The sequence below is a fragment of the Vibrio sp. TH_r3 genome (genome assembly GCF_033101115.1).
In the GTDB taxonomy this organism is placed as follows: domain Bacteria; phylum Pseudomonadota; class Gammaproteobacteria; order Enterobacterales; family Vibrionaceae; genus Vibrio.
This window is the reverse complement of the sequence record NZ_JAWMPW010000008.1, coordinates 15259-35664: the sequence shown is the minus strand read 5'-3', so window position 1 is coordinate 35664 and position 20406 is coordinate 15259. Positions and strand designations below refer to the sequence as shown.

At 42.6% G+C, this 20406-nt stretch carries 20 protein-coding genes and 2 pseudogenes; 8 read left to right on the top strand and 14 right to left on the bottom strand.

Annotated features, from left to right (window positions below):
* Positions 1 to 70: 70 nt before the first annotated feature.
* The 8 genes and pseudogenes from R3X26_RS09295 to R3X26_RS09260 form a co-directional block, all read right to left on the bottom strand.
* The gene (locus tag R3X26_RS09295; RefSeq protein WP_317717025.1) at positions 71 to 3160 is read right to left on the bottom strand and encodes an efflux RND transporter permease subunit; all 3090 of its coding nucleotides are present in this window, start codon (positions 3158 to 3160) and stop codon (positions 71 to 73) included.
* Entirely contained in the window at positions 3157 to 4272 is a 1116-nt protein-coding gene (locus tag R3X26_RS09290) for an efflux RND transporter periplasmic adaptor subunit (protein WP_317717024.1), read from the bottom strand. Before R3X26_RS09290 ends, R3X26_RS09295 begins: the two co-directional genes overlap by 4 nt.
* Positions 4273 to 4946: 674 nt before the next feature.
* Positions 4947 to 6155, bottom strand: a complete 1209-nt coding sequence (locus R3X26_RS09285; protein ID WP_317717023.1) for a J domain-containing protein — start codon at positions 6153 to 6155, stop codon at positions 4947 to 4949.
* A gap of 176 nt (positions 6156 to 6331) precedes the next feature.
* Positions 6332 to 6469 (bottom strand): annotated as a pseudogene (locus tag R3X26_RS09280) (zinc ribbon domain-containing protein); the annotation flags it as partial.
* An 80-nt stretch (positions 6470 to 6549) separates the two neighbouring features.
* The gene (locus tag R3X26_RS09275; RefSeq protein ID WP_317717022.1) at positions 6550 to 6957 is read right to left on the bottom strand and encodes a hypothetical protein; all 408 of its coding nucleotides are present in this window, start codon (positions 6955 to 6957) and stop codon (positions 6550 to 6552) included.
* On the bottom strand, positions 6954 to 7583 hold the full coding sequence (locus R3X26_RS09270; RefSeq protein ID WP_317717021.1) for a bifunctional 4-hydroxy-2-oxoglutarate aldolase/2-dehydro-3-deoxy-phosphogluconate aldolase: 630 nt from the start codon (positions 7581 to 7583) through the stop codon (positions 6954 to 6956). Before R3X26_RS09270 ends, R3X26_RS09275 begins: the two co-directional genes overlap by 4 nt.
* A 9-nt stretch (positions 7584 to 7592) precedes the next feature.
* Positions 7593 to 7976: pseudogene (locus R3X26_RS09265) on the bottom strand (PfkB family carbohydrate kinase); the annotation flags it as partial.
* A gap of 56 nt (positions 7977 to 8032) precedes the next feature.
* On the bottom strand, positions 8033 to 8212 hold the full coding sequence (locus R3X26_RS09260) for a hypothetical protein (RefSeq protein WP_317717020.1): 180 nt from the start codon (positions 8210 to 8212) through the stop codon (positions 8033 to 8035).
* 326 nt (positions 8213 to 8538) lie between these two features.
* Here R3X26_RS09260 and R3X26_RS09255 point away from each other — a divergent pair, with 326 nt between their 5' ends.
* Positions 8539 to 10809, top strand: a complete 2271-nt coding sequence (locus R3X26_RS09255; protein WP_317717019.1) for an EAL domain-containing protein — start codon at positions 8539 to 8541, stop codon at positions 10807 to 10809.
* Positions 10810 to 11429: 620 nt separating this feature from the next.
* Entirely contained in the window at positions 11430 to 12170 is a 741-nt protein-coding gene (locus R3X26_RS09250; RefSeq protein WP_317717018.1) for a PEP-CTERM sorting domain-containing protein, read from the top strand.
* Positions 12171 to 12390: 220 nt separating this feature from the next.
* Here R3X26_RS09250 and R3X26_RS09245 read toward each other — a convergent pair whose 3' ends face one another.
* The gene (locus R3X26_RS09245) at positions 12391 to 13137 is read right to left on the bottom strand and encodes an RNA-guided endonuclease TnpB family protein (RefSeq protein WP_317717017.1); all 747 of its coding nucleotides are present in this window, start codon (positions 13135 to 13137) and stop codon (positions 12391 to 12393) included.
* Here R3X26_RS09245 and R3X26_RS09240 point away from each other — a divergent pair.
* A complete protein-coding gene (locus R3X26_RS09240) occupies positions 13121 to 13312 on the top strand; it encodes a 4Fe-4S binding protein (RefSeq protein WP_317717016.1) in 192 nt (63 codons plus the stop codon). The genes R3X26_RS09245 and R3X26_RS09240 overlap by 17 nt on opposite strands.
* Positions 13313 to 13472: 160 nt before the next feature.
* Entirely contained in the window at positions 13473 to 14282 is an 810-nt protein-coding gene (locus R3X26_RS09235; RefSeq protein WP_317717015.1) for an SDR family NAD(P)-dependent oxidoreductase, read from the top strand.
* Positions 14283 to 14436: 154 nt separating this feature from the next.
* Here the strand turns inward: R3X26_RS09235 and R3X26_RS09230 are convergent, their stop codons facing one another.
* Together R3X26_RS09230 and R3X26_RS09225 are read right to left on the bottom strand one after the other, a co-directional pair.
* On the bottom strand, positions 14437 to 15411 hold the full coding sequence (locus R3X26_RS09230; protein ID WP_317717014.1) for a Gfo/Idh/MocA family oxidoreductase: 975 nt from the start codon (positions 15409 to 15411) through the stop codon (positions 14437 to 14439).
* Positions 15408 to 15710 (bottom strand): putative quinol monooxygenase, encoded by a 303-nt coding sequence (locus R3X26_RS09225; protein WP_317717013.1) that lies wholly within the window; start codon positions 15708 to 15710, stop codon positions 15408 to 15410. The genes R3X26_RS09230 and R3X26_RS09225 overlap by 4 nt, the downstream gene beginning before the upstream one ends.
* A gap of 104 nt (positions 15711 to 15814) precedes the next feature.
* On the opposite strand from R3X26_RS09225, the gene R3X26_RS09220 reads away from it, so the two are divergent.
* From R3X26_RS09220 to R3X26_RS09205, 4 genes are all read left to right on the top strand, one after another.
* Positions 15815 to 16690: a LysR family transcriptional regulator gene (locus tag R3X26_RS09220; protein WP_317717012.1), complete on the top strand. Its 876-nt coding sequence runs from the start codon at positions 15815 to 15817 to the stop codon at positions 16688 to 16690.
* Positions 16691 to 16979: 289 nt separating this feature from the next.
* Entirely contained in the window at positions 16980 to 17237 is a 258-nt protein-coding gene (locus R3X26_RS09215) for a type II toxin-antitoxin system Phd/YefM family antitoxin (protein ID WP_317717011.1), read from the top strand.
* Positions 17225 to 17524, top strand: a complete 300-nt coding sequence (locus R3X26_RS09210; protein WP_317717010.1) for a type II toxin-antitoxin system RelE/ParE family toxin — start codon at positions 17225 to 17227, stop codon at positions 17522 to 17524. Before R3X26_RS09215 ends, R3X26_RS09210 begins: the two co-directional genes overlap by 13 nt.
* Positions 17525 to 17747: 223 nt before the next feature.
* Complete coding sequence (locus tag R3X26_RS09205; RefSeq protein ID WP_317717009.1) at positions 17748 to 18014, top strand: hypothetical protein; 267 nt, start codon at positions 17748 to 17750, stop codon at positions 18012 to 18014.
* Between the two features lie 54 nt (positions 18015 to 18068).
* On the opposite strand, the gene R3X26_RS09200 is transcribed toward R3X26_RS09205, so the two are convergent.
* From R3X26_RS09200 to R3X26_RS09190, 3 genes are read right to left on the bottom strand one after another with little or no spacing between them, the layout of a single operon-like run.
* Positions 18069 to 18392, bottom strand: a complete 324-nt coding sequence (locus R3X26_RS09200) for a type II toxin-antitoxin system RelE/ParE family toxin (protein ID WP_317717008.1) — start codon at positions 18390 to 18392, stop codon at positions 18069 to 18071.
* A gap of 8 nt (positions 18393 to 18400) precedes the next feature.
* Complete coding sequence (gene iscB, locus R3X26_RS09195) at positions 18401 to 19498, bottom strand: RNA-guided endonuclease IscB (RefSeq protein WP_317717007.1); 1098 nt, start codon at positions 19496 to 19498, stop codon at positions 18401 to 18403.
* Positions 19499 to 19556: 58 nt separating this feature from the next.
* The gene (locus R3X26_RS09190) at positions 19557 to 19805 is read right to left on the bottom strand and encodes a type II toxin-antitoxin system Phd/YefM family antitoxin (protein ID WP_317717006.1); all 249 of its coding nucleotides are present in this window, start codon (positions 19803 to 19805) and stop codon (positions 19557 to 19559) included.
* Positions 19806 to 20406 lie beyond the last annotated feature (601 nt).

Sequence of the window (20406 nt, the reverse complement as noted above, 5' to 3'; positions counted from 1 at the left end):
ATTCCAATTACCGCTCGCCGAAACCGATCACAAATTTAGCTCTGTCACTCGAGCAATTTTATAACCGAAGCTAAGACTCCGCCGCTAGTTCGTTTGCAAGCCGATGTGATGCAGCACCTGGCATGCTGCCCCAATTGGCAACCCAGCGATAGAAAATTGGCGTTAGAAACAATGTGAAAACTGTAGCAAATCCCAAACCGCCAACAATGACCCAACCGACTTCCCGACGCGCCTCAGCGCCGGCACCTGATGTCAGCACAAGCGGCAAACCACCCAGTACAGTGGAAACCATCGTCATCATGACGGGTCGAATGCGCAAGCGCAGTGCGTTACGAATAGCCGCATCAATGTCTTGGCCGGCTTCGCGAAGCTGGTTTGCAAATTCGACAATCAGAATGCCATTTTTGGCCATCACGCCGATCAGCATCACAAGACCGATCTGACTGTAATAGTTCAAAGACCCTCCGCTGAGCGAAATCGCTAACAGTGCCGCTGCAAGTCCGAAGGGCACAGTCAGCATGATCACAACCGCGCTCGCGAAACTTTCAAACTGCGCTGCCAGAACCAACATGATAATCAGCAAGGCGGTTCCGAAAACAATATACATGGCTTGGGTGCTGTCATTTAGCGTTGAAGCTTCTCCTGTGAACGTCAAACCAACGCCATCTGGTAGCACGTCTGCTGCCAAGTCGCGTGCCGCGTTTATCCCATCAGAGAGGCTTAGACCCTCAGCAAGATTTGCTTGCAAGGCGACCGACAACGCGCCACCCAGACGGGCCACCTGAGCGTCGGTGACAACAGTGTGCAACGTCGCGACAGCGGAGAGTGGCACATATGAGCCATCATCCAGTCTGATTGAGATCGATGAAATATCAGAAGGGTCATCTATTTTCGGGCCACCCGGTATAACGTTCACGTCAACCTCGATGTCATTTTCAAAGACGCTGACTGCGACTTCACCACGAACCAGAGCGCTGATTAGGCTGGTCACAGACGCAGGCGTAAGGCCCATGTCGCGAGCGGCGGCTTGATCGACGCGTACCTTCAATTCCGCATTGAGAAGGGCTGATGAAAGTTGCGGGTTCACGAATGCAGCATTTTCAGACATGGCTGCAACCAATGTTTCTGCAGCGATGGTTAGATCTTCAAGGTTATTCCCAGTTACCGCAAGGCCAAGCCCGCTACCGGCGCCACGAATGTTCAAGCTGTTGGAAGAGCGCACACTGATCTGCACACCGGGAATTTTTGCAAGTTGTCCGCTTAATTCTTTAACTAACTCAGCCTGTGAGAAATCACGGTCTTCCCAATCTGGCAGCCGTACAATGATCTGAGCGCTTGTACCACCGCTCACACCGACGATACTTTGGATCGTTTCAATTTCACCGCTTCGCAGATAAGGAGTAAGGATCTTTTCGGCCAAGATCACCTGCGTATCCAAGTATTCCGGCGTTGTGTCAGAGGCACCGCTTGCCTGTATAACAAAGAAACCGCGATCCTCAGTTGGCGTCACGCTTGATGGTAAGGTGATTGCAGCACTGATCGCGTAGATGACAATGGCCCCGGCGATAGACATAACCAAAACAGGTGTGCGAATTGACCAGTCCATCACCGCATCAAAACCGCGGGCCAACACGCCTTGTGTTGCAGCGTCACTGTCTGGTGATGCCTTGGATTTCCCAGGATCCAACAATGCCGATAGCACTGGCACTAGGGTTAATGCCGTAATGGACGACAACGTAACAGCGAATGCCAAAACGAACCCGAATTCAGAAAAAACGCCGCCCGCCTGACCCGGTAGAAAGGAAATAGGGATAAAAACTGCCGCAAGCGTTGCGGTGGTTGAAATGACGGCAAAGAACACCTCGTTTGTGCCCGCAGCCGCCGAAGCGAAAGCCCCCATGCCTTCTGCACGCTTGCGCACGATATTTTCAACGACAACAATCGCATCATCAACGACCATGCCCGTGGCCAATACCAACGCCAACAAGCTGATGGTATTCACCGAAAATCCTGTCAGCCAAATGGCCGCTAAGGTACCGATTAAGGCCACTGGGATTGTGATAGCAGGGATCAATGTGGCACGGGGCGAGCGCAAAAACAGAAAAATCACGGCAATTACTATCAGCGTTGCCAGTAAGATTGAGGTCACGACTTCTTGAATGGATGATTCGATGAACACACCATCGTCTGATGCGATGACAAGCTCAACACCCTCTGGCATCTGTTGCCGCAGTTCTGTGACCGCTACGTTTACGGCTTTTGATATTTCTAACGTATTCCCAACGGATTGCCGTGTGATGTCCACACTGATGGCAGCTTGACCATTCACGCGGGTAAAGACAGTGCTTTCTTCGGGCAACAGTTGGACCAAAGCGACGTCTGCCACTTGAGTCGTGTTATCTATCTGGATCGCTTCAATAGCTTCAACGGTGACCTCTTGATTGTCAACGCTTAGGGCCAAGGTCTGGCTGGCCCCTTCCAGTGACCCAAGGGCCGTGTCATCGCGCAATGTGGCTAGCGCGGAACTTACATCAAACACTGTCAATCCACGACTGAGCAGCGATGGCATGTTCAGTTGAACTTGAAATTCATTCGAGCGGCTGCCCTGCACGATGACTTCGGCGATACCGTCAATTGTTGATAGCCGCTCATAGATTATGCCTTCGGCAATTTGGGTCAGCTCATCCAGACTGGCGTCTCCTAACAAGGCAAGTCGGACAATCGCGTCCGCGTTGCTGTCACTTTTTGAGACAGTCGGTTCTTCGGCATCATCAGGCAAAGAGCTCGTAGTGGCTGATACGATTTCCCGGGCTTCATTGGCCGCGATATCCACATCCGTTCCGTCAGACAGATCAATGGTAATCCGGCTAGCCCCTGAGCTGGAGGTAGACTCCATGAACGATAGCCCTTCAAGACCGCTGAGCGCATCTTCAAGTGGTTGCGTGATTTCGCTGTCGACAGTGGCCGGAACCGCGCCGTCATAGCTGGTGCTAACCGACAAAACTGGGCTGTCAACATCCGGCATTTCGCGGACATCAATGTTGCTAAGCGCAGCCAGTCCCGCGATGATAATCAAAAGGTTCAGAACAAGTCCAAGGATCGGACGTCCTACAAAAAGGCTGGCCAACCCTGTCGCTTGCAACCTGCGTTCTACACTCATCTTGCGGCACCTTCGGCATCAGTTACTACGGTACCTGCCCGCAACTTTGCGGCCCCCTCCGTGATGACCGTCGCACCAAGTGGCAGGTCTGTTTCCAACCAAACGCGTGTGCCACTGCGGTAACGGATAGCGGCGGAATGCGGTGCTGCGACGCCATCTTCAACCGTCCAGATATTGGCTCCTTCCCGACTCCAAGTGACAGCCGTGGCGGGCACTACCGGAAGGGGTTCTGTCTGCTCAACGATACGAACAGAAAATGTCATGCCAGCAATCAAGGCTCCATCCGGATTATCAATCTGCGCACGCACTGTTGCACTACGCGACGCTGGGTCGAGCTCGCTATCAAAGGCTATAATCGTGCCATCAAAAAAACGCCCGTCGTAGGTGGGTGTACTAATCTGGACCGGCTTTCCCACTTCCAGAAATGCAATCGAGCGCTCTGGGATCTCAAATTCTGCGACGATAGCCGAGGAATCGTTGATTGTAACAATTGTGTCGCCAACATTAATATAGGCACCAACCTGCGCATCACTTAGGCCAAGCGTACCGCCAATCTCTGCTCTGATTGTGCGTTCATCCAACGCATTCTGCGCGAGATCGACATTGTATTGCGCCAGTTTCAAAGCGGCTTCTGTTTCGACGAAAGTAAGATCGGTGATCGTCGTGTTGCCGTTGCTGCCAAGCACCTTGTAGCGATCATACAGGCCTTGCACCTGTTCCAGCTCCGTCACTGCGACGTTCAATGCGAGTTGTTCGGACCGGCTATCTAGCTGGACAAGAACATCGCCTGCCTCGACCACATTGTTACCATCAATTGATACGTCTGTGATTTTACCGGCCACGCTCGACACAACCTTGATGCTGCGCAAAGACGTCGCCGTCCCAATGGTGGTTAAGAACAAATTGTAATGTCTCTCGGCCAAGGGTTGCATTACGACGATTGTTTCCTGTGCCCCTCTTTCAGAACGCTCGGCACTGTTTGATTTTTGCTCCTCGGTTTGGGCTGAATCCAGACCGACCACATTTTTAAGCGCATTCGGCACCCCAAACGAAAAGAGATACGCGGTACAAAGAATGCCGGCTGAGGCAAGAAAGATGAGGAATTGTCGCAATGTTTGTTCCCTTCTCAGTTAAAATTCGGTTTCGTGTATAGGTAAAATAAAACGTTATTTTTCATAAAATGAAAATACATTTTGCCTCATATTTGCCATATTTACCTCTATTTTATATCCTTGAGGGAGTGAAAATCGGTTGTTTTTAGTCTTTTATTCAACCGTTTTTACGTATTTCAGAACTCAAAACAAACGCCTCCCATTGTTGCGCAAAGGTATTGTCAACTTATCTGAGGTGGGCGATTAAAGGCTCTAAAATTAGCCTTAATCTAAATTTGAGACACAACTTCAGCCTGGTTCAAAGTTCGGGATTTAGTGTTGGCAGCACAATACCTTAATCCTTATTTATTATATTCGTAATCGATTGACTAAAAAGCTTCTCTACTGTTTTCGTTAGTAAGATCAATCCATAAAGATACAACGTTACGGACATGCAATTAAATTAGATCCAAAAGCAAAAGCACATTGTTATTACAGCCGTGCTTGGTCAGCACATGTATCCGGCCAATCACTTTTCACAACTATCTTAATCATTAGGCGAATTTAAGGACTACTCTGCCTCGCCGATCTTACGTAACCCTCATGACCCCAGGGCGAAAGAGAGTTTCTCGCCCTTATGTTATTCTTAGTCCAACATGCTAATACTATCCTTTACTTGCCCGTTTCAAATACAATCAGGCAAACAGCTCAGACAGATCCATGTTAAAAAACGGATTGTCAAAACAAGACGCCTCCATTCGCTGTTTTAAACGCTCCTGTATTTGCTTAACCGTTTTGATCTCTTGGGATTGGGCGAGGAGCTCTTGTGACGCTTTTTGCAAATTATCGCGATACTCGCGTAACCCTTTTTCGCGTGATGCTTTGTTCCCCCCACCAAATCGTTGCCAAATGATACTTTTGATATCACCACTATACTTAAGATCTTGATAATCGATATTTAATTGCTCAATTTTTTCAGTCAGCGTCACCTTTAAGCGTTCAAGCATACCGTCATCGATCACCATCTCATGCTCAGGAAGATGTTGCTGAGCCAACATGAATAAGGCCACGACATCTTTGTCTTTCTTCGCTTGTGATAGCTGCTGCATGAGCGCGCTTTTCGCAGACTTCTTCTCTTCATCCGTTTCTTTGTCTGGGTGTAACTGTTTGGCCAGTTGACGATACAACTTGGTTATCTGTTTATCGCTGTAAAGCACGTCGCTCACTTGATGATGTGACGGCTCGATGTGCGCTTGGTCATCGGTTTGAGAGAAAAAATCCTCACCTCCCCAATCAGTGTCATCCTCTTCAACGTGTTCCTTTTCCATTTTTTCATCCATCACGCTTTGCAGATAATCGTGAAACTTCTGAGGATCCTTGAACATGGCCATTAATTCGTCATCGCTGACATCAAGCTCATAGCCCAGCATCATGGATATCTCTTCGCGAAACGCCTCGATTTGGTCTTCGGTTATCATGTCTATATCAGCTTGATTTGATGGCTGTGCCAAAAGCGCTTGATTGAACGCCTCACGTAACACTCTCGAGTCGACAGGGTTAAAGGGATTTGATTCTAAAATGGTTAACTCTTCTTGTATCCAGTCGTACAGGGCTTCACGTTGTGACCCTTTAATCGTTTTGCGCGGGATAAAAGAAATTAAGCAATGGATCCATTTCTCTGTCGCTCGGCATACTGCGTGCTCTTGCTTTTCAGTCGACGCTTTAAATTCATGATAAAAATCATCCAACTTGGCTTGATAACGCTCGATACGGCGTTGTTTTTTCTCGACGTCCTCCCATAACTGATTAAGTTTATTCTTTTGTTTCGGAGAAGATGAGGTGGTCGTTAGAAAAGAAAGAGGGACAGTTGTCATAGCACTTGAGAAGTTGAGAATGATGAACACAGTTTATCGCATATTCATGGTTCGAAAAAGTAAGACGCGTCATTTTGAAAACATTGGTGTGTGACTTGTCCCTGCCCTTTTCGGGCGAGGGTTCTCATATCGCTACGAGAACACATTCCTAGTTCACCACACTTTCACTAGACTAGATTGCTCCAATTCCCCGATCCAGTCGCTCCCTAGACTAACCCCGCCAGTCCGACGGTTTCTATATTCTGTGCTGCGTTAATATCGCGGTCATTGGTACGCCCACAATCAGGACAGAACCACTCACGAATATCTAACGGTATTGACTCATGTACAAAACCGCAACCATTGCAACGCTTTGACTAAGTGGGGTGAGTTTACGAACGTCCACTAGGGGCATTTGTTAAAGGATTTTATAATAAACTTCATTTCAGCAACATTCTTTTGCCCCAGATTTTACGGCGACTAGCTTTTCTTCTGCGGCGTTCATATTTGGAACAAACACCAAGCGGTCGGCAGACATCTTATTACCACTTGGCATTTTAATGTGCGTGACTACCCAAACAATACAACCTGATGTCAAATTGAATAATACGCGAGCCTGATTAAACAATGTACCATCGTTATAGGCAGGGCTAACCGAAAACGCTTCTCCTATCCAACTTTGTTCTAGATCGCTTTTTTTAATATTATTTAGATTGCACACCAATATCTCAGGCTCAATGTCTTTTACTATTTTCATGACAATACGACAGCCAGAGTGAAGTTGTTCTATGTATATTTGATGAGGAATCTGTTCATCATTCCAATTCAATATCGTGCTGGTTTCTACTTTCATTGGTTCACCAAATCAGCGGCTTCGCGAGTTAGGCGTGCAAGTTCTTCCCAGTTACCTTCTTCAATCAGCTTCTTGTCTACCATCCACGTACCACCACATGCCAGTACGCGTGGGATAGCTAAGTAATCTTTTATGTTCGCAGGGTTAATGCCACCAGTAGGCATCAGTTCGATGTCGGTGTATGGCGCGAGCAGTGATTTCACCATGTTGATGCCGCCAGAGGCTTCCGCAGGGAAGAACTTCAGGGTGGTTAATCCCATTTCCAGTGCGGCTTCAACTGTGCTTGGGTTGTTTACACCCGGTACGATATCAATTCCGATTTCTTGGCATGCTTTAACGGTATTTGGATTAAAGCCAGGCGAAACGATAAAGGTTGCGCCTGCTTCTTTTGCTGCAATTGCTTGCTCGCGGCTGAGTACCGTGCCTGCGCCAATCAGCATGTCTGGCTGGGTTTCACGTAGTAGGCGGATTGCTTCTATAGCTGCTGATGAACGGAAGGTAATTTCAGCCGCTGGAAGTCCGTTTTCTGCCAGTACTTTACCCAATGGGATAATGTCTTCTGCTTTATCAATGGCGATAACAGGGATGACTTTCAGAGCTTTCAATTGTTCTTTAATGCTAGACATGAGTGTTCCTTAAACGACGCCGAGCGCCGGTTGTGTGAATGTTTTGGGAATGATGGCACCGCGATGTTGAATCACAGCCCCTGCCAGTGCGTGGCCTCTTTGACATGAGGTCGCTAAATCTTCGCCAGCAAGGTATGCCGATAAAAAGCCACCATTGAATGAGTCGCCCGCCGATGTGGTGTCGACCACTTGAGCGACAGGTTGGGTTGGCACGGCTTGTCTAGCCTGAGCCGCGATCGATCCCTGATTTGTTGAGTCTTGAACCAAACAGCCATCTGCGCCGAGCTTGACGATGCATTTACCCACGCCAAGAGAGGTCAGGCGTTCAATGGTTTGCTCTGGTGTTTCGTCACCCCAGATCAATTGCTCGTCGTCAAAAGTCACTAAGGCAACAAGGGGCAGGCAGTGGTATAAAGTTCGGTGTCATAGCCTGCTCGACTAAAAACTGTTTACGCCAGGTATTGAGTTGAGTGGAGCAGCTCCGTAATGCCTTGGTGATCTGACTTTTCAAGTAGCTTAACCGCTTGCTGACGAAGTTCATCAGGGATATTGACGTGTTTACTGGCGCGGGTTTGTCGCCAGTGCTCAAAGTCAGCAATGGCCTGATTCAGCTTTTCTTGGTTTTGCATGATGCATTCCTTATGTTGGATATGCACTCAGTAAATTCGAATTGGTTGATTAAGTTGAGCTATGCTGTCGTGAGCTCACATGCATTTTTACCTCTACAATTCCACGAATAATATACTGTAACTTTAAAAAAGACTTGTCATAACAATAGAAGTACTCCAAAATTATACTCCTGCAGACTACAAAAATTTATGGATAACTGTCTTTTGAGACAATTTTTATGTGAAAATCGTAAATTTCTTACAGACCAACACTTTATTTTTAAAAATTGCTTTGTCACTTAAACCTTAAATAGACAATAAAAATCAGTTACTAGAGTAATATATCAATGAATATAAATGTAAAAAATAATATTTGGATGATATACATCATGGTTTTTATTTCTTCATTGATATTTTTTTTGGGAGTTAACTATTATAGTTGGACATCAATTAATAAAGTTGTGTTAAACAAACAACAAACACACGTTGAATTACTTAGTAATTCAGTTCAAGCTTATTTGAAATCTCAAGATTCATTACTTGAAGTGCTCGGTATTCATCTCATTATGCAACATCAAATTCCTAACAAACCAATTCACGATACAGTGCTAGATCACATGATGAGTACTTATCCTGATTTTTTGGGGTTGGGGTTAGCCGCGTATGACGGGCGAGCTCTTGTAGTAAGTTCTAACTTTGACCTTAATAAAGTGCCTAACTTGATGGAACTTGATCAAACCAAAAAATCGTTTAGTGAAGCCAGAGAAAGCCGAAAAATCCATACTGGGCCCACTTATATAATTAAGGCTCTTGAAAAGAAAAGTTACGCTATGCCGATTCGTAGAGCCATTTATATACCGAATGATGCGTCTCAAGCCATAGCCGTAATGACCGCTGGAATTAAGCTAGACTATACACCTATTTTTAGCGGTCACGAAACCGAAAGCTACCATCAGATTGAAATCATCCGAGGTGATAAATATCCTGTTTTTAGCACTGATGACAATATTGAATATACAAAACCTATACCAGAGGATTACTATAACGCTTTAAAAAACCATATTATGGGTGAGCAACCTTTCAGTATATTTTATTTTTCCCCACGTAGTTCGAATGACACCTTTCAAATTGTTTCACATTATGATTCCTATCTCAATTTCTGGTTTATCTCTAAAATAAGTAAACACTATATTTTCGATTCTTTTATCAATCAATTTTGGTTTATTTTTTTGACCTTTATTGGATACAATATTGTTCTATTATCTCTGACACGTTCTATTGCTAATTCACAAAAAGAAAGACGACAAGATTTATTTAAAATGGCTCATCACGATATCCTTACGGGTCTGCCAAATCGTTCGTTATTATTAATAAAACTTCAAAAAATTCTTTCAGATAATAGTAGCAGTAATAATTATCATGCCATATTATTTCTAGACATTGATAACTTCAAAGCGATCAATGATACATATGGTCATGAATATGGGGATGATCTACTCAAACAAGCCACATCGCGCATCCAACGTTGCATCAAGACTCACAATACAGTAGCTCGATTTGGTGGTGATGAATTTGTTGTGCTATTGCCTCAATTAACAAACTCTTATAAAGAAGCGACCGCGCAAGCGGAACAGATGGCAGCGAAATTACTATCCGTACTTTCCAATACCTATGGACTCGGAAAATATCAATATACATGCAGTGCCAGTATTGGCGTCGTATTATTTAATGACTCTTCACGAGAAAAATCAGACCTATTGAAACAAGCCGACATTGCAATGTACAAAGCCAAGCGCTCAGGTAAAAACTCAATATGCTTTTTTGACCCTAATATGCAAGAGAAAGTAACCGCTATATTTGAACTAGAAAGCGAATTGCGCCTAGCTATTACCGAAGAGCAGTTAGAGCTTTTTTACCAACCGCAAGTCAATCAGTTAAACAAAGTTGTAGCAGCAGAAGCTTTAGTTCGTTGGCGACACCCTCAAAAAGGGGTAATTACGCCTAACTCCTTCATTTCAATTGCAGAGAAAACTGGATTAATTCTGCCTCTTGGCAAGTGGGTCCTGAAAGCTGCTTGCCAGCAATTATGTGAGTGGCAGATGCAGCCCGATAAAAATCATCTATCGCTTTCTGTCAATGTCAGTTACAAACAATTTCGAGAACCCAATTTTGTGTCTTCTGTTAGCGATTTAGTTAAACGCTATAAAATTCAACCAGGAAAACTTCATTTAGAACTGACCGAAACCATGCTGGTAGAAGAGATGGATATGACCATTAGACGTATGAATGAGCTTCGAAAGCTAAACATTCACTTTTCTCTTGATGATTTTGGTACCGGTTATTCTTCTTTAAGGTACTTGAAAAAATTACCACTTAGTCAATTAAAAATAGATAAGTCGTTTATCGATGATTTAGAATCAAATACAAGTGACCAGTCCATTGTAAAAACTATCATTTCTATGTCTAAATCATTAAATTTATCAACGATAGCAGAAGGAGTTGAAACCGCGCAACAAAGAGCTTTCCTAGAAACAGAAGGGTGTTTATTGTATCAAGGTTATTTTTACAGTGAACCACTACCCATTAACGAGTTTGATCAGTTTTTAATGAAACACTGAATCGGGTTCATTGGTGCCACAGATGAAATGCAAATGCGTTACTTAAAGCGATATTACAAGTAAGTTCTACATTGCGTGGACACATCCTAAGCATATCGCAAGCTCTATTTTTAATAATACTCTGTAAATTATCAAGAAGATCCAGTTCAAAACTAGCGCCAGGCGATGAGTAGTGACTTCCCTTTTATTTTTATTCCGAGTTCAGGTTATTTTATTAAGCGCTCAAAATCACTTGCAAACTAACGGCTAGGTGGTTCCATATATGACGTTTTACCGTTTCTTATAATAAATACACATCAACTTCCACCCAGAAAATAGAAGTTGATGTGTAAGCTAAAACCCAGAATACATCCGTTGTCAGTTATTTTTACAACGAGTATGTAACCTAGATATAAATGTTATAGCAGTGTTATTTTGATTTTTAATAATAATAATCAATAAGTTGAAGGTTTTTATTATATGTTAAAACCTGTTAAAACCTTATACAAGGTATGTTAAATTTATGTCAGTTATTTTTACACTGGTTAGTTTTTATAACTTAACTTATTGATTATAATGGTAATATTTATTGGTCTGATTTTTGCTTGGTATAATGTATTCAAAAAATTAGGTATGGTCATATGAACAAGTATTTGAAATCGTTTGGAGCAATATCGTTGGTTTTAACAGCGACTTCTGTAAACGCAGCATTAATCGATCTATCAACATGGACTTCTGAAGGAAATGGTACTTGGTATCTTGCCGCTGATAACAACAGTGTCACTCAAACACAAAATGGGAATCCTACGGTCTTTATTAACGGCGAAGACTCTCAAGGTCAACAATTATCAGGACAAATTACAGTTGAAACGACTTCTGATGATGACTTTATAGGATTTGTGTTGGGTTATAATGCTGGAGACTTGACAAATAGTTCGGCGAATTATTTGTTGATTGATTGGAAGCAAAGTAATCAAAATTATAGTGGCACCACAGGGGAAGCTGGGCTCGCTATATCTCAAGTGACAGGCGCGTTTTCTTCACTCGCTGATTTTTGGGGACATACTGGTGTTGTTACGGAATTGGCGGAAGCGACGATGCTTGGTAATACTGGGTGGGGAGACGGTGTAACCTATGACTTCGATTTGGTTTTTACTAGCGAGCTAGTTGAAGTTTACGTTAATGATATATTGGAATTGAGTGCTACTGGTACTTTTAGTAATGGCTCTTTTGGTTTCTACAATTATAGTCAATCTGATGTTCAATACGCAAGCATTAACCAAACAACAGCAGTGATTCCTGAACCTTCTACTTTAGCTATTTTTTCGGTGGCCTTACTAGGTTTTGCTGGTTATCGTCGTCGATTTCAACAAAAAGGCTAACATAAGCTTTTGTTGTTTAAGATGTAAGTGTTAAAACCCGAAAATGAAGTGTACAACCGTCTCGTTTATACACTTCATTTTTGTCTGTTTTCTAGAATGAGTTGATTGATATCGTTCTTTAAACGACATTGACTCCATAACTTGCTATATAAGGTGACTACTCACCGCCCGTTGGGCGATGCTTCTTATTTCGTTAGCCAGTGCTCGATAGTATCGAGTCTTATGCGGCTTCCATAAGCAGAAAAGACTGTCCAGCCGCTTTTAATTCTAGAATACCTTTATCACGAATATTAAGAGCGGCATTGAGATCCCGATCTATATCTGTCGTACCACAAGAGGGACAATCCCACTTGCGAACCGATAAGGGCATGTCTTCCATTTTATGGCCGCAACAGTGGCATGTTTTAGAGCTGGCGTACCATTGGTCGAGTTTAACAAAATGTTTGCCTTGCTCTTTCAACTTGTACTCCAACTTAACAACAAAGCGATGCCATGAAGCATCTGCTATGTGTTTCGCTAGTTTGCGGTTTTTCATCATATTGGCCGATTTCAATGTCTCTACAATCACAGCGTGGTTTTTGTCTACGAGTGTTCGAGATAGTTTATGTTGAAAATCAGCGCGAGCGTTCGCCGTCTTTTCGTGGCACTTTGCCACAAGCAAACGAGCTTTCGCTCTGTTTGCGCTGCCTTTTTCCTTACGCGAAAGCTGCTTCTGTTTGCGTCTGAGATCCTTCTCCGCACGTTTTACAAATCGTGGGTTGGCTTCTTTCTTGCCATTCGACTGAATAGCAAAGTGTGACAATCCCAAATCAACACCCGTCACTTTATCGATTGAGTGAATCAAGCTAGGGGCTTCAATACCATCACCCACAAGGATGGACGCATAGAACTTACCCGTTTGACTCAAACTGAGAGTCATACTTTTAACCTTACCTGTGATCTCACGATGAATGTTGGCATCAAACAATTATCTTCAGATGGAATGTCAGCAATGCGCCTCCACCTGCCCACAGCATGCCATCTCGATTCAAGATGATGAACTGCCACGCCTAAACAACGAGCTCTGCAATGGCTGCGGACAATGTCGCTCCAGTTGTTATTCAAACGCAATTTTAATGAAGCTGTATAATAAACACTATTAATAAAATGCATTACGTGATTTCCATCCTAGATCGGTACGGTTTAAACTCAGTGGACTTTCAACATTATCAATAAACTGTTTTGATTTTTTACTCACTAGTGTAATGAAGCCTAATGTCTATAATTGGTTGCATTACTAACGGTCAGATAAAGAGTTCAGTTATGCAGAAAATTATATTAGTCACGGGGTCAACTGATGGCATTGGTTTAGAAACCGCGAAAGCATTAGCCCATCAAGGTCATCATGTCATTATCCATGGTCGCAACAACCAAAAAGTTCAGAATGTAAAAAAATCTTTAGACATGATTGGCACTGGTAAAATTGACACCATAGTCGCAGACCTTTCATCTTTTGATGCTCTCAACAGTATGATTAGAGAAATTGCTGAACGCTTTGGTAAACTGGATATACTCATCAATAACGCAGGGGTGTACTCAACTCAACAAACCCAAACAAAAGAAAATCTTGATATTCGATTTATGGTAAATACTATTGCTCCATACCTTCTCGTTAAATCACTCTTGGCGCTTTTTGATGAGTCTGGTCGTATTATTAACCTTTCTTCGGCTGCACAATCTTCCGTTGATTTACTAGCTCTCCAGGGAACTAAGGTGCTTAGTGATGGAGAAGCTTACGCTCAAAGCAAACTGGCGCTAACAATGTGGTCACGAGTATTGGGACTGAAATTAAAAGATAAAGGGCCATTAGTGGTTTCTGTAAATCCTAAATCATTTCTTGGCAGCAAAATGGTTCGCGACGCATACAACATTCCTGGTCACGATATTCAACTAGGAGCCGATATTTTGGTCAAAGCAGCACTTTCACAAGAATTTTCTGAAGCACATGGTGCTTACTTTGATAACGATATTACAGCTTTCGCGTCCCCGCATACTGATGCGCTTAACGATAAAAAGAGCAATGAAGTTTTAACAACGATCGAAACATTGATAACAAAATACACCACTCATTGAGTTCTAGGTATTTATTACACTCTGGAAACTATGATTTTGCAGGTAACTTCTCATATTGAAAAATTGGGAAGTACCTGTATATTTAATTCAAACGATCGTAAAACCGCCCACTAATTTTGGCGCAGCTTTGCTGTTCAACTACCAGTTTTACGTTCTATGAGACAGCTGTTTCCCATTCTGTAAGTAGTTGCATGATACGATGCGAATCTCCCCATGTTGTACATGGACTTTCTAGTTCTTTGTACCCCTTCTCTACCGCGTCACGAATGTTACGAACCTGGTAGAAAAAAGCATCGCCTTCTGCAAAAACTGAAACCGTACGTTTTGAGTCTTCGTAGATTTCGACACTGAATTGGTTTTCTTGCGTGGGTAACCACGGATTGGAATCCAGAGTAATACAACCTTTGCTACCAAGAATAGTGAATTGATGCTTTAGACCATGATCCTCTGCTGTGTGAACATTTGCCGTCTGTTGTTTACCAAATTGCATTAACAGGCTCGATTCGTGGATGTTACCATCTTCCCCTCTACGACCAATAGCGGTAATTGTGCGATCTTCTAATGCTTGTTCACCAAGCATCGCTTTCACTACAAGATTCAGAAGTGACATTGGGTAACAGCCTAGGTTGTATAATGCGCCTTTACTATCTGGGTTGACGAACTGAGCAATCGACGCAATGTATGAAGTATGAATCGAACGCAACTCGCCAATTTCTCCTAATTTTAGTACCGAAACCAACTCTCTAACCAACGGGTGGTGCAGATACATCAAACCTTCTGCAAAGAACACCCCGTGCGATTCAACAGCTTTTAGTGCCAATTCGGTTTTTTCCATATCAACAGAGAGCGACTTCTCACACAGAATGGCTTTACCCTTCTCTGCCGCTTTAATTATTAAATCATGATGAAGATGGTTTGGGAGCGCAATATAAATGATTTCAACCTGCTCATCCTCAATTAAAGTACTATAATCGGTGAAGGTCTTTTCGATACTATATTGTTCGGAAAACGTTTTTAAGTTTTGTTTAGACCGCCCAGCAACGGCATAGAGTTCACTCTTATCATCACTTTTGATCGCTTCTGCCATGACGCCAGAAATAAAGCTGGTTCCTAAAATTCCCCACTTCATGATTTCGCCTCCTGTTGAGCTTGGGTTTCAAAGGTTTGAACCAATTCTGCCATTTCAGTCGCGATGAATAACTCGGTGTGAGACATTGTAAAATGAGCTTCGATTGCGGTACGGTCCTTGTATCGCTCCCACAAAATGACTCGTTGTGGTTCTTTCTCATCATAAGTGGCAATGGCTTGTAAACAACCTGTTTCACTTTGCATATCAAGGCAGAATTGCTCAATAGCTTGAACTACTTGCTCTCTCGGTTTACCTGAATTCATTTTAAGCTCGGCTGTGACAAAAATAGTCTGGTTCATGATAGATCTCTTTCTTCATACTTAATCATGCAAACCAATATAATTAACCTCTATTGATTGATAAACTCTACTTTAGTTATTTATTTATAAACCTTGAGTGCATAATGGACAAACTAACCAGCATGAAAGTCTTCACTTATGTGGTAGAACATGGCAGCTTTCGCAACGCTGCCCATCATTTTGATATTTCACCGACGATGGTTAGCAAACATATAAGCTTTTTAGAACAAAGCTTAGGTACACAACTCATTCACCGAACGACTCGTAAGCAATCGCTTACTGAAGCTGGCACACTCTACTACCAAGAATGCTTGCGTATCATTGAAGACATTACCAACGCTGAAAACATGATTCAAACGCTAGTCAATCGACCGACGGGTACAGTGAAGATCAACTGCCCAGTAACTTACGGAAAGATGATACTGGCACCAATCGTAGCGGAGTTTCTCGCAGAATATCCAGATTTGAATGTGGAGTTACAGCTAGATAATAATCTAATTGACCCTTATCTCAGCGATGCGGACATCATTATTCGCATCGGGGATTTAGTCGACTCCTCCCTTGTTGTACGAAAGCTTGGTGATTACGAGATGACTTACTGCGCCGCACCTTCCTATTTGATGAAACATAGCGAAATCAGTTGTATAGAAGATCTCGACCAACACCATTGCTTAGGATTTCAATACCACCAAGGAGAGAGCCAACAAGTGATAAACATGCCATCGAATACCTTTGATCTCAATAATACTCGTCTCACCTCAAATAATGGAGATGTCCTTAAGTTTGCGGCAATAAATGGGGCAGGCATTTTATTGCAACCTAGAATTCTGGTTGAAGAAGAAATCCAATCCGAGACGCTAATAGAGTTGCTTCAAACGTACACACCAAGACCTAAACCGATCCATCTACTCTATCGCTCTAAACAATTGTCATTAAAAAATCGTACTTTTGTCGACTTCGTTTTACGAAAAGTGAATTAGCCACTTTTTTCATCTGAATATAGTGTTCGTACCGAGTAATATTGTCTCGCCCTGAAATTTTCACACATGTTGCTTGTATCGATTTTATTCAGCCGAAACTGGATCTGTAAAGCGTTCCAAGCGAGGTAACTTCGTACCTCGCTTAGTCTATTGAATTTTTGACAATTATCTGTCTTTGTTACTATGAAAGGCGGCTAAAAGTCGTATAGAAAGCGTTAGCCGTCATGGCGCTTGCTATGAATAAAGTGATAGAATAGTATCACTTTAGTATTCCTTTGGAACCGGTCCCATGAAAGTAGAATTAGTCACATCACTCAAGCGTCAAGCAACTAAGATCCTCGCTGAACTCCACGATACTAAAGAACCAGTATTAATTACAGAGCACGGTAAACCATCTGCATATTTGATCGATGTGGATGATTACGAGTTTATGCAAAACCGTTTATCAATTCTTGAGGGTATTGCACGAGGTGAACGTGCACTAGCTGATGGTAAAGCGGTGAGTCACGAAGAAGCCAAGGACAAAATGTCAAAATGGCTGAAATAATCTGGACGGAACCAGCATTATCCGACCTTAATGATATTGCTGAATATATCGCACTTGAACATCTCGTTGCAGCAAAGCAATTAGTTCACACGGTTTTCTCTAAAGTTGAACGTCTAGAGCGTTTTTCGCAATCAGGGCGTATTCCACCGGAACTAGAACATTTAAGTTACCGTGAGGTTGTTGTTGCTCCATGTCGTGTATTCTATAAACAAGACGCAGACAAAGTATTCATTTTGTTTGTCATGCGTGTTGAAAGAGATTTGCGTAAATTCCTGTTGAATAAGTAATAACCTTTGAGACTGATCGACCCCACTGATACTGGACATCCGTATAATCGAGTTTCAATACCTGTAATTATTAATGAAATGGTGACTACTCACAACTGTTTCGCTGTATCATTTGTCCCAGTTCTCCAAAGACGAGCTAGCACGATCACATGTCAGCTGTGATTTTTGCTTTTGGCACTTTCTCAATTTATACTTGCATTGAAATATCCTTAGGTCGAAGATTATGGTTAATACAAAGGGGATGGTTATCACAGAAATCTGGAAGAGTGCTCAGGAATTACAGCAAGACATCGATCTTGTAAAAAGGTCTTTTGACTTGTGGCACTCTCAAAACCAAACAGATGAAATAGAGACAACACCAGAAGATCAAGCATTTGAAGCCCTTCGTGAGCTGTATGAGGCTGAGTTAGCTTATAAGAAATTAAGTCTCATTTTAGATAACTGTTTTGAAAAGTCCGCTTACGAAGAAGGTGGTTGGGTAAGAAGTTGAATATAAGTTTTGAATATCACAAAAACGCACTTCTGGAATGATCAGTAGCAGGATTTACTTGTCGAGTTCATTGGCTATCTCTTTCGCTCGAATCATATGTTTTTGAGGCGACATGTCAGATGATATAACGCCTACGAAAATGATCGTATCTTCTCTTTTTGTATAATAGATAACATGATTTTTTATTGGGAATCGAAAGGCGTTACTGGAAACTTCTTCAATATTAGCTTCCATATGTGGGTTATTAGCTAGTGATTGAAGTTTTTTAAACAAGGCGACTTTATATTTGTCCCACTGATTATGCCCCCACTCTTTTATCGTATACTGTCTGATTTTTGCTATGTCAGTACTGGCGTGTCCTCTGAGGTAGAATTTCACATTTTTCATCATTTTGCGGCATGGATACCCGTTGCTTTAGCTGTGGGAGGAATTGCCGCCTCCATTCGTTCAATTAATACGGATGATCTGGCCGATAGCCTGATCACGTTCTTTTTTACATTCGCACTCGCGTGAACCTTCTCACCCAAAATGGTCTCTAAGGCAAAATAACCACTACTGCGTTTACCTTTAAAGAACCCACTGCCTTGAGGGGTTTGCACGTAATCGTGTTTCTTTAGTCCGAACAGCTTACCGACAGGAATACGCTTTTCTGAGCGTGCGCCTTTGGTTTGCTGGTAGTCACCTTTTGCTACATGGCGCTTAAAGTACACCGCCTTGTTTGGCTTGACGACTTCGCCCTCTTCACAATCAATAGCGACTGCATCGTAATAATGCGTTTTGGGTAAAGATAGAATAGCTTCACGCTTGAATTTTGTCTCATAACCAAAGGTTTCCTCAAAATTCCAATCGGACTTTTTCAACAAGGATTTAAGGATACCCATTTCCGTTGCGTGTTTGGTTTTCGACCTTTTGGCTTTAAGCTCAAACTGACCGATATGCAGTGCATCATGGCATGTCTTACACAAAGTAATCAGGTTATCTGGTGCATCCGTGCCGCCGTTCGAACGAAACACTTTATGGTGAACATGCAATGCCTTTGAATGCTTAGTTTTCTGTCCTGACTGGCAGCGGTAGTTATCCCGATGAAGCACACAAGCTTTCACATTGTAAAAGTCTTTTTGCTGGCCTTGTTGATAGCCTGAACCACTCACATCAGGTAAGTTTTGTTTGTGAATATCAAAACTGGCAAGCTCCACCTTCCAGCGTGCAACAGGCAGTATGGATCCGACAAATCGTCTTTCTTTTAAATGTGCGTCCAGTTTGCTTTTAATGCTTGATGCAATCCGACCTTCTTTACGCATAGAAGCGCGATTACGCCATCTGGCGGGTCGATAGCGGCACTTACGCCCTCTACGGCTTCTGCGATACATGGCGCGTTGCTGCATCTTTTTAGACACGTCTTGGCGCAAGGCAATTTGGCTTTGGTAAATCACTTTACCAAGTCCGATAATGGCGCAGCCGACATGCTGACTGCCTGTATCCATACCATTCTGGTCAACCAGAGCTCTTTACAAGCTCGCCCCTTTAGGGGTGAGTAGTTGACTAATCGTACTTACCTGATTCTAGCTCTTCAAAAAAGGTATCACCATCGACCAAATCATCTTCATCGATATTAGCAAAACGGAGTTTAACAAGTTCCATTTTTAGTTCTTCAATTACCTTGTAATCTTTAGAAGACATAACTACAGCGACAGACGTACCATTTTTCAAAATTTCAACAGGTTCGCTCTGAATATTAATAAGCATTGTTCCAAATTTGTTTTTTGCTTCATTGGCGTTTAAAGTTTGCATAGGTTTCACTCAATCTAACCGTTAACATGCATTTTAAAATTAACGAATCGAACGATTCGGTCAAGTTTAACTATAGAGTTTCATCTAACGTTAACATAGCCATGAAAAACGTTATTTTGAAAACACAAAATCCGGATAGTTTCCGTGTAGAAAGCTGCACATGAGTAAAACAGCATCATAATAAAATTCGGCTAACTCATTGATTTTTTTGTTAATGAAAAGCGCCTCAGAAAAATAAACTATCATACTGAAACTGTCATCCCTGCCAAAAACAGATCAAGTAGAGTAATAAAGTTTCATACTACCTCAGCATCTACAAGTGAAAGGCGGCAGTTAACCGTTCCTACAATCTTCAACAAATGCACAACTTACCAATTAGTATAATTTTTACTCATGAAGCATCGGAAGTGGCTAATACACTGTGGCCAAAATTGCAATGAGAGTTGGAAAGGGGTTGGACATTGTCCTTTCGTGATCAAAATACTCTTCGCACTATAGTAGGCATTTTATGTGGGCTCCCGATTGTCAACAGTAATCCTCAGTAAATCAAAAATAAAAAAGCCCAGACGAATCTAGGCAGGGTTTAAACGAATCGTTATTC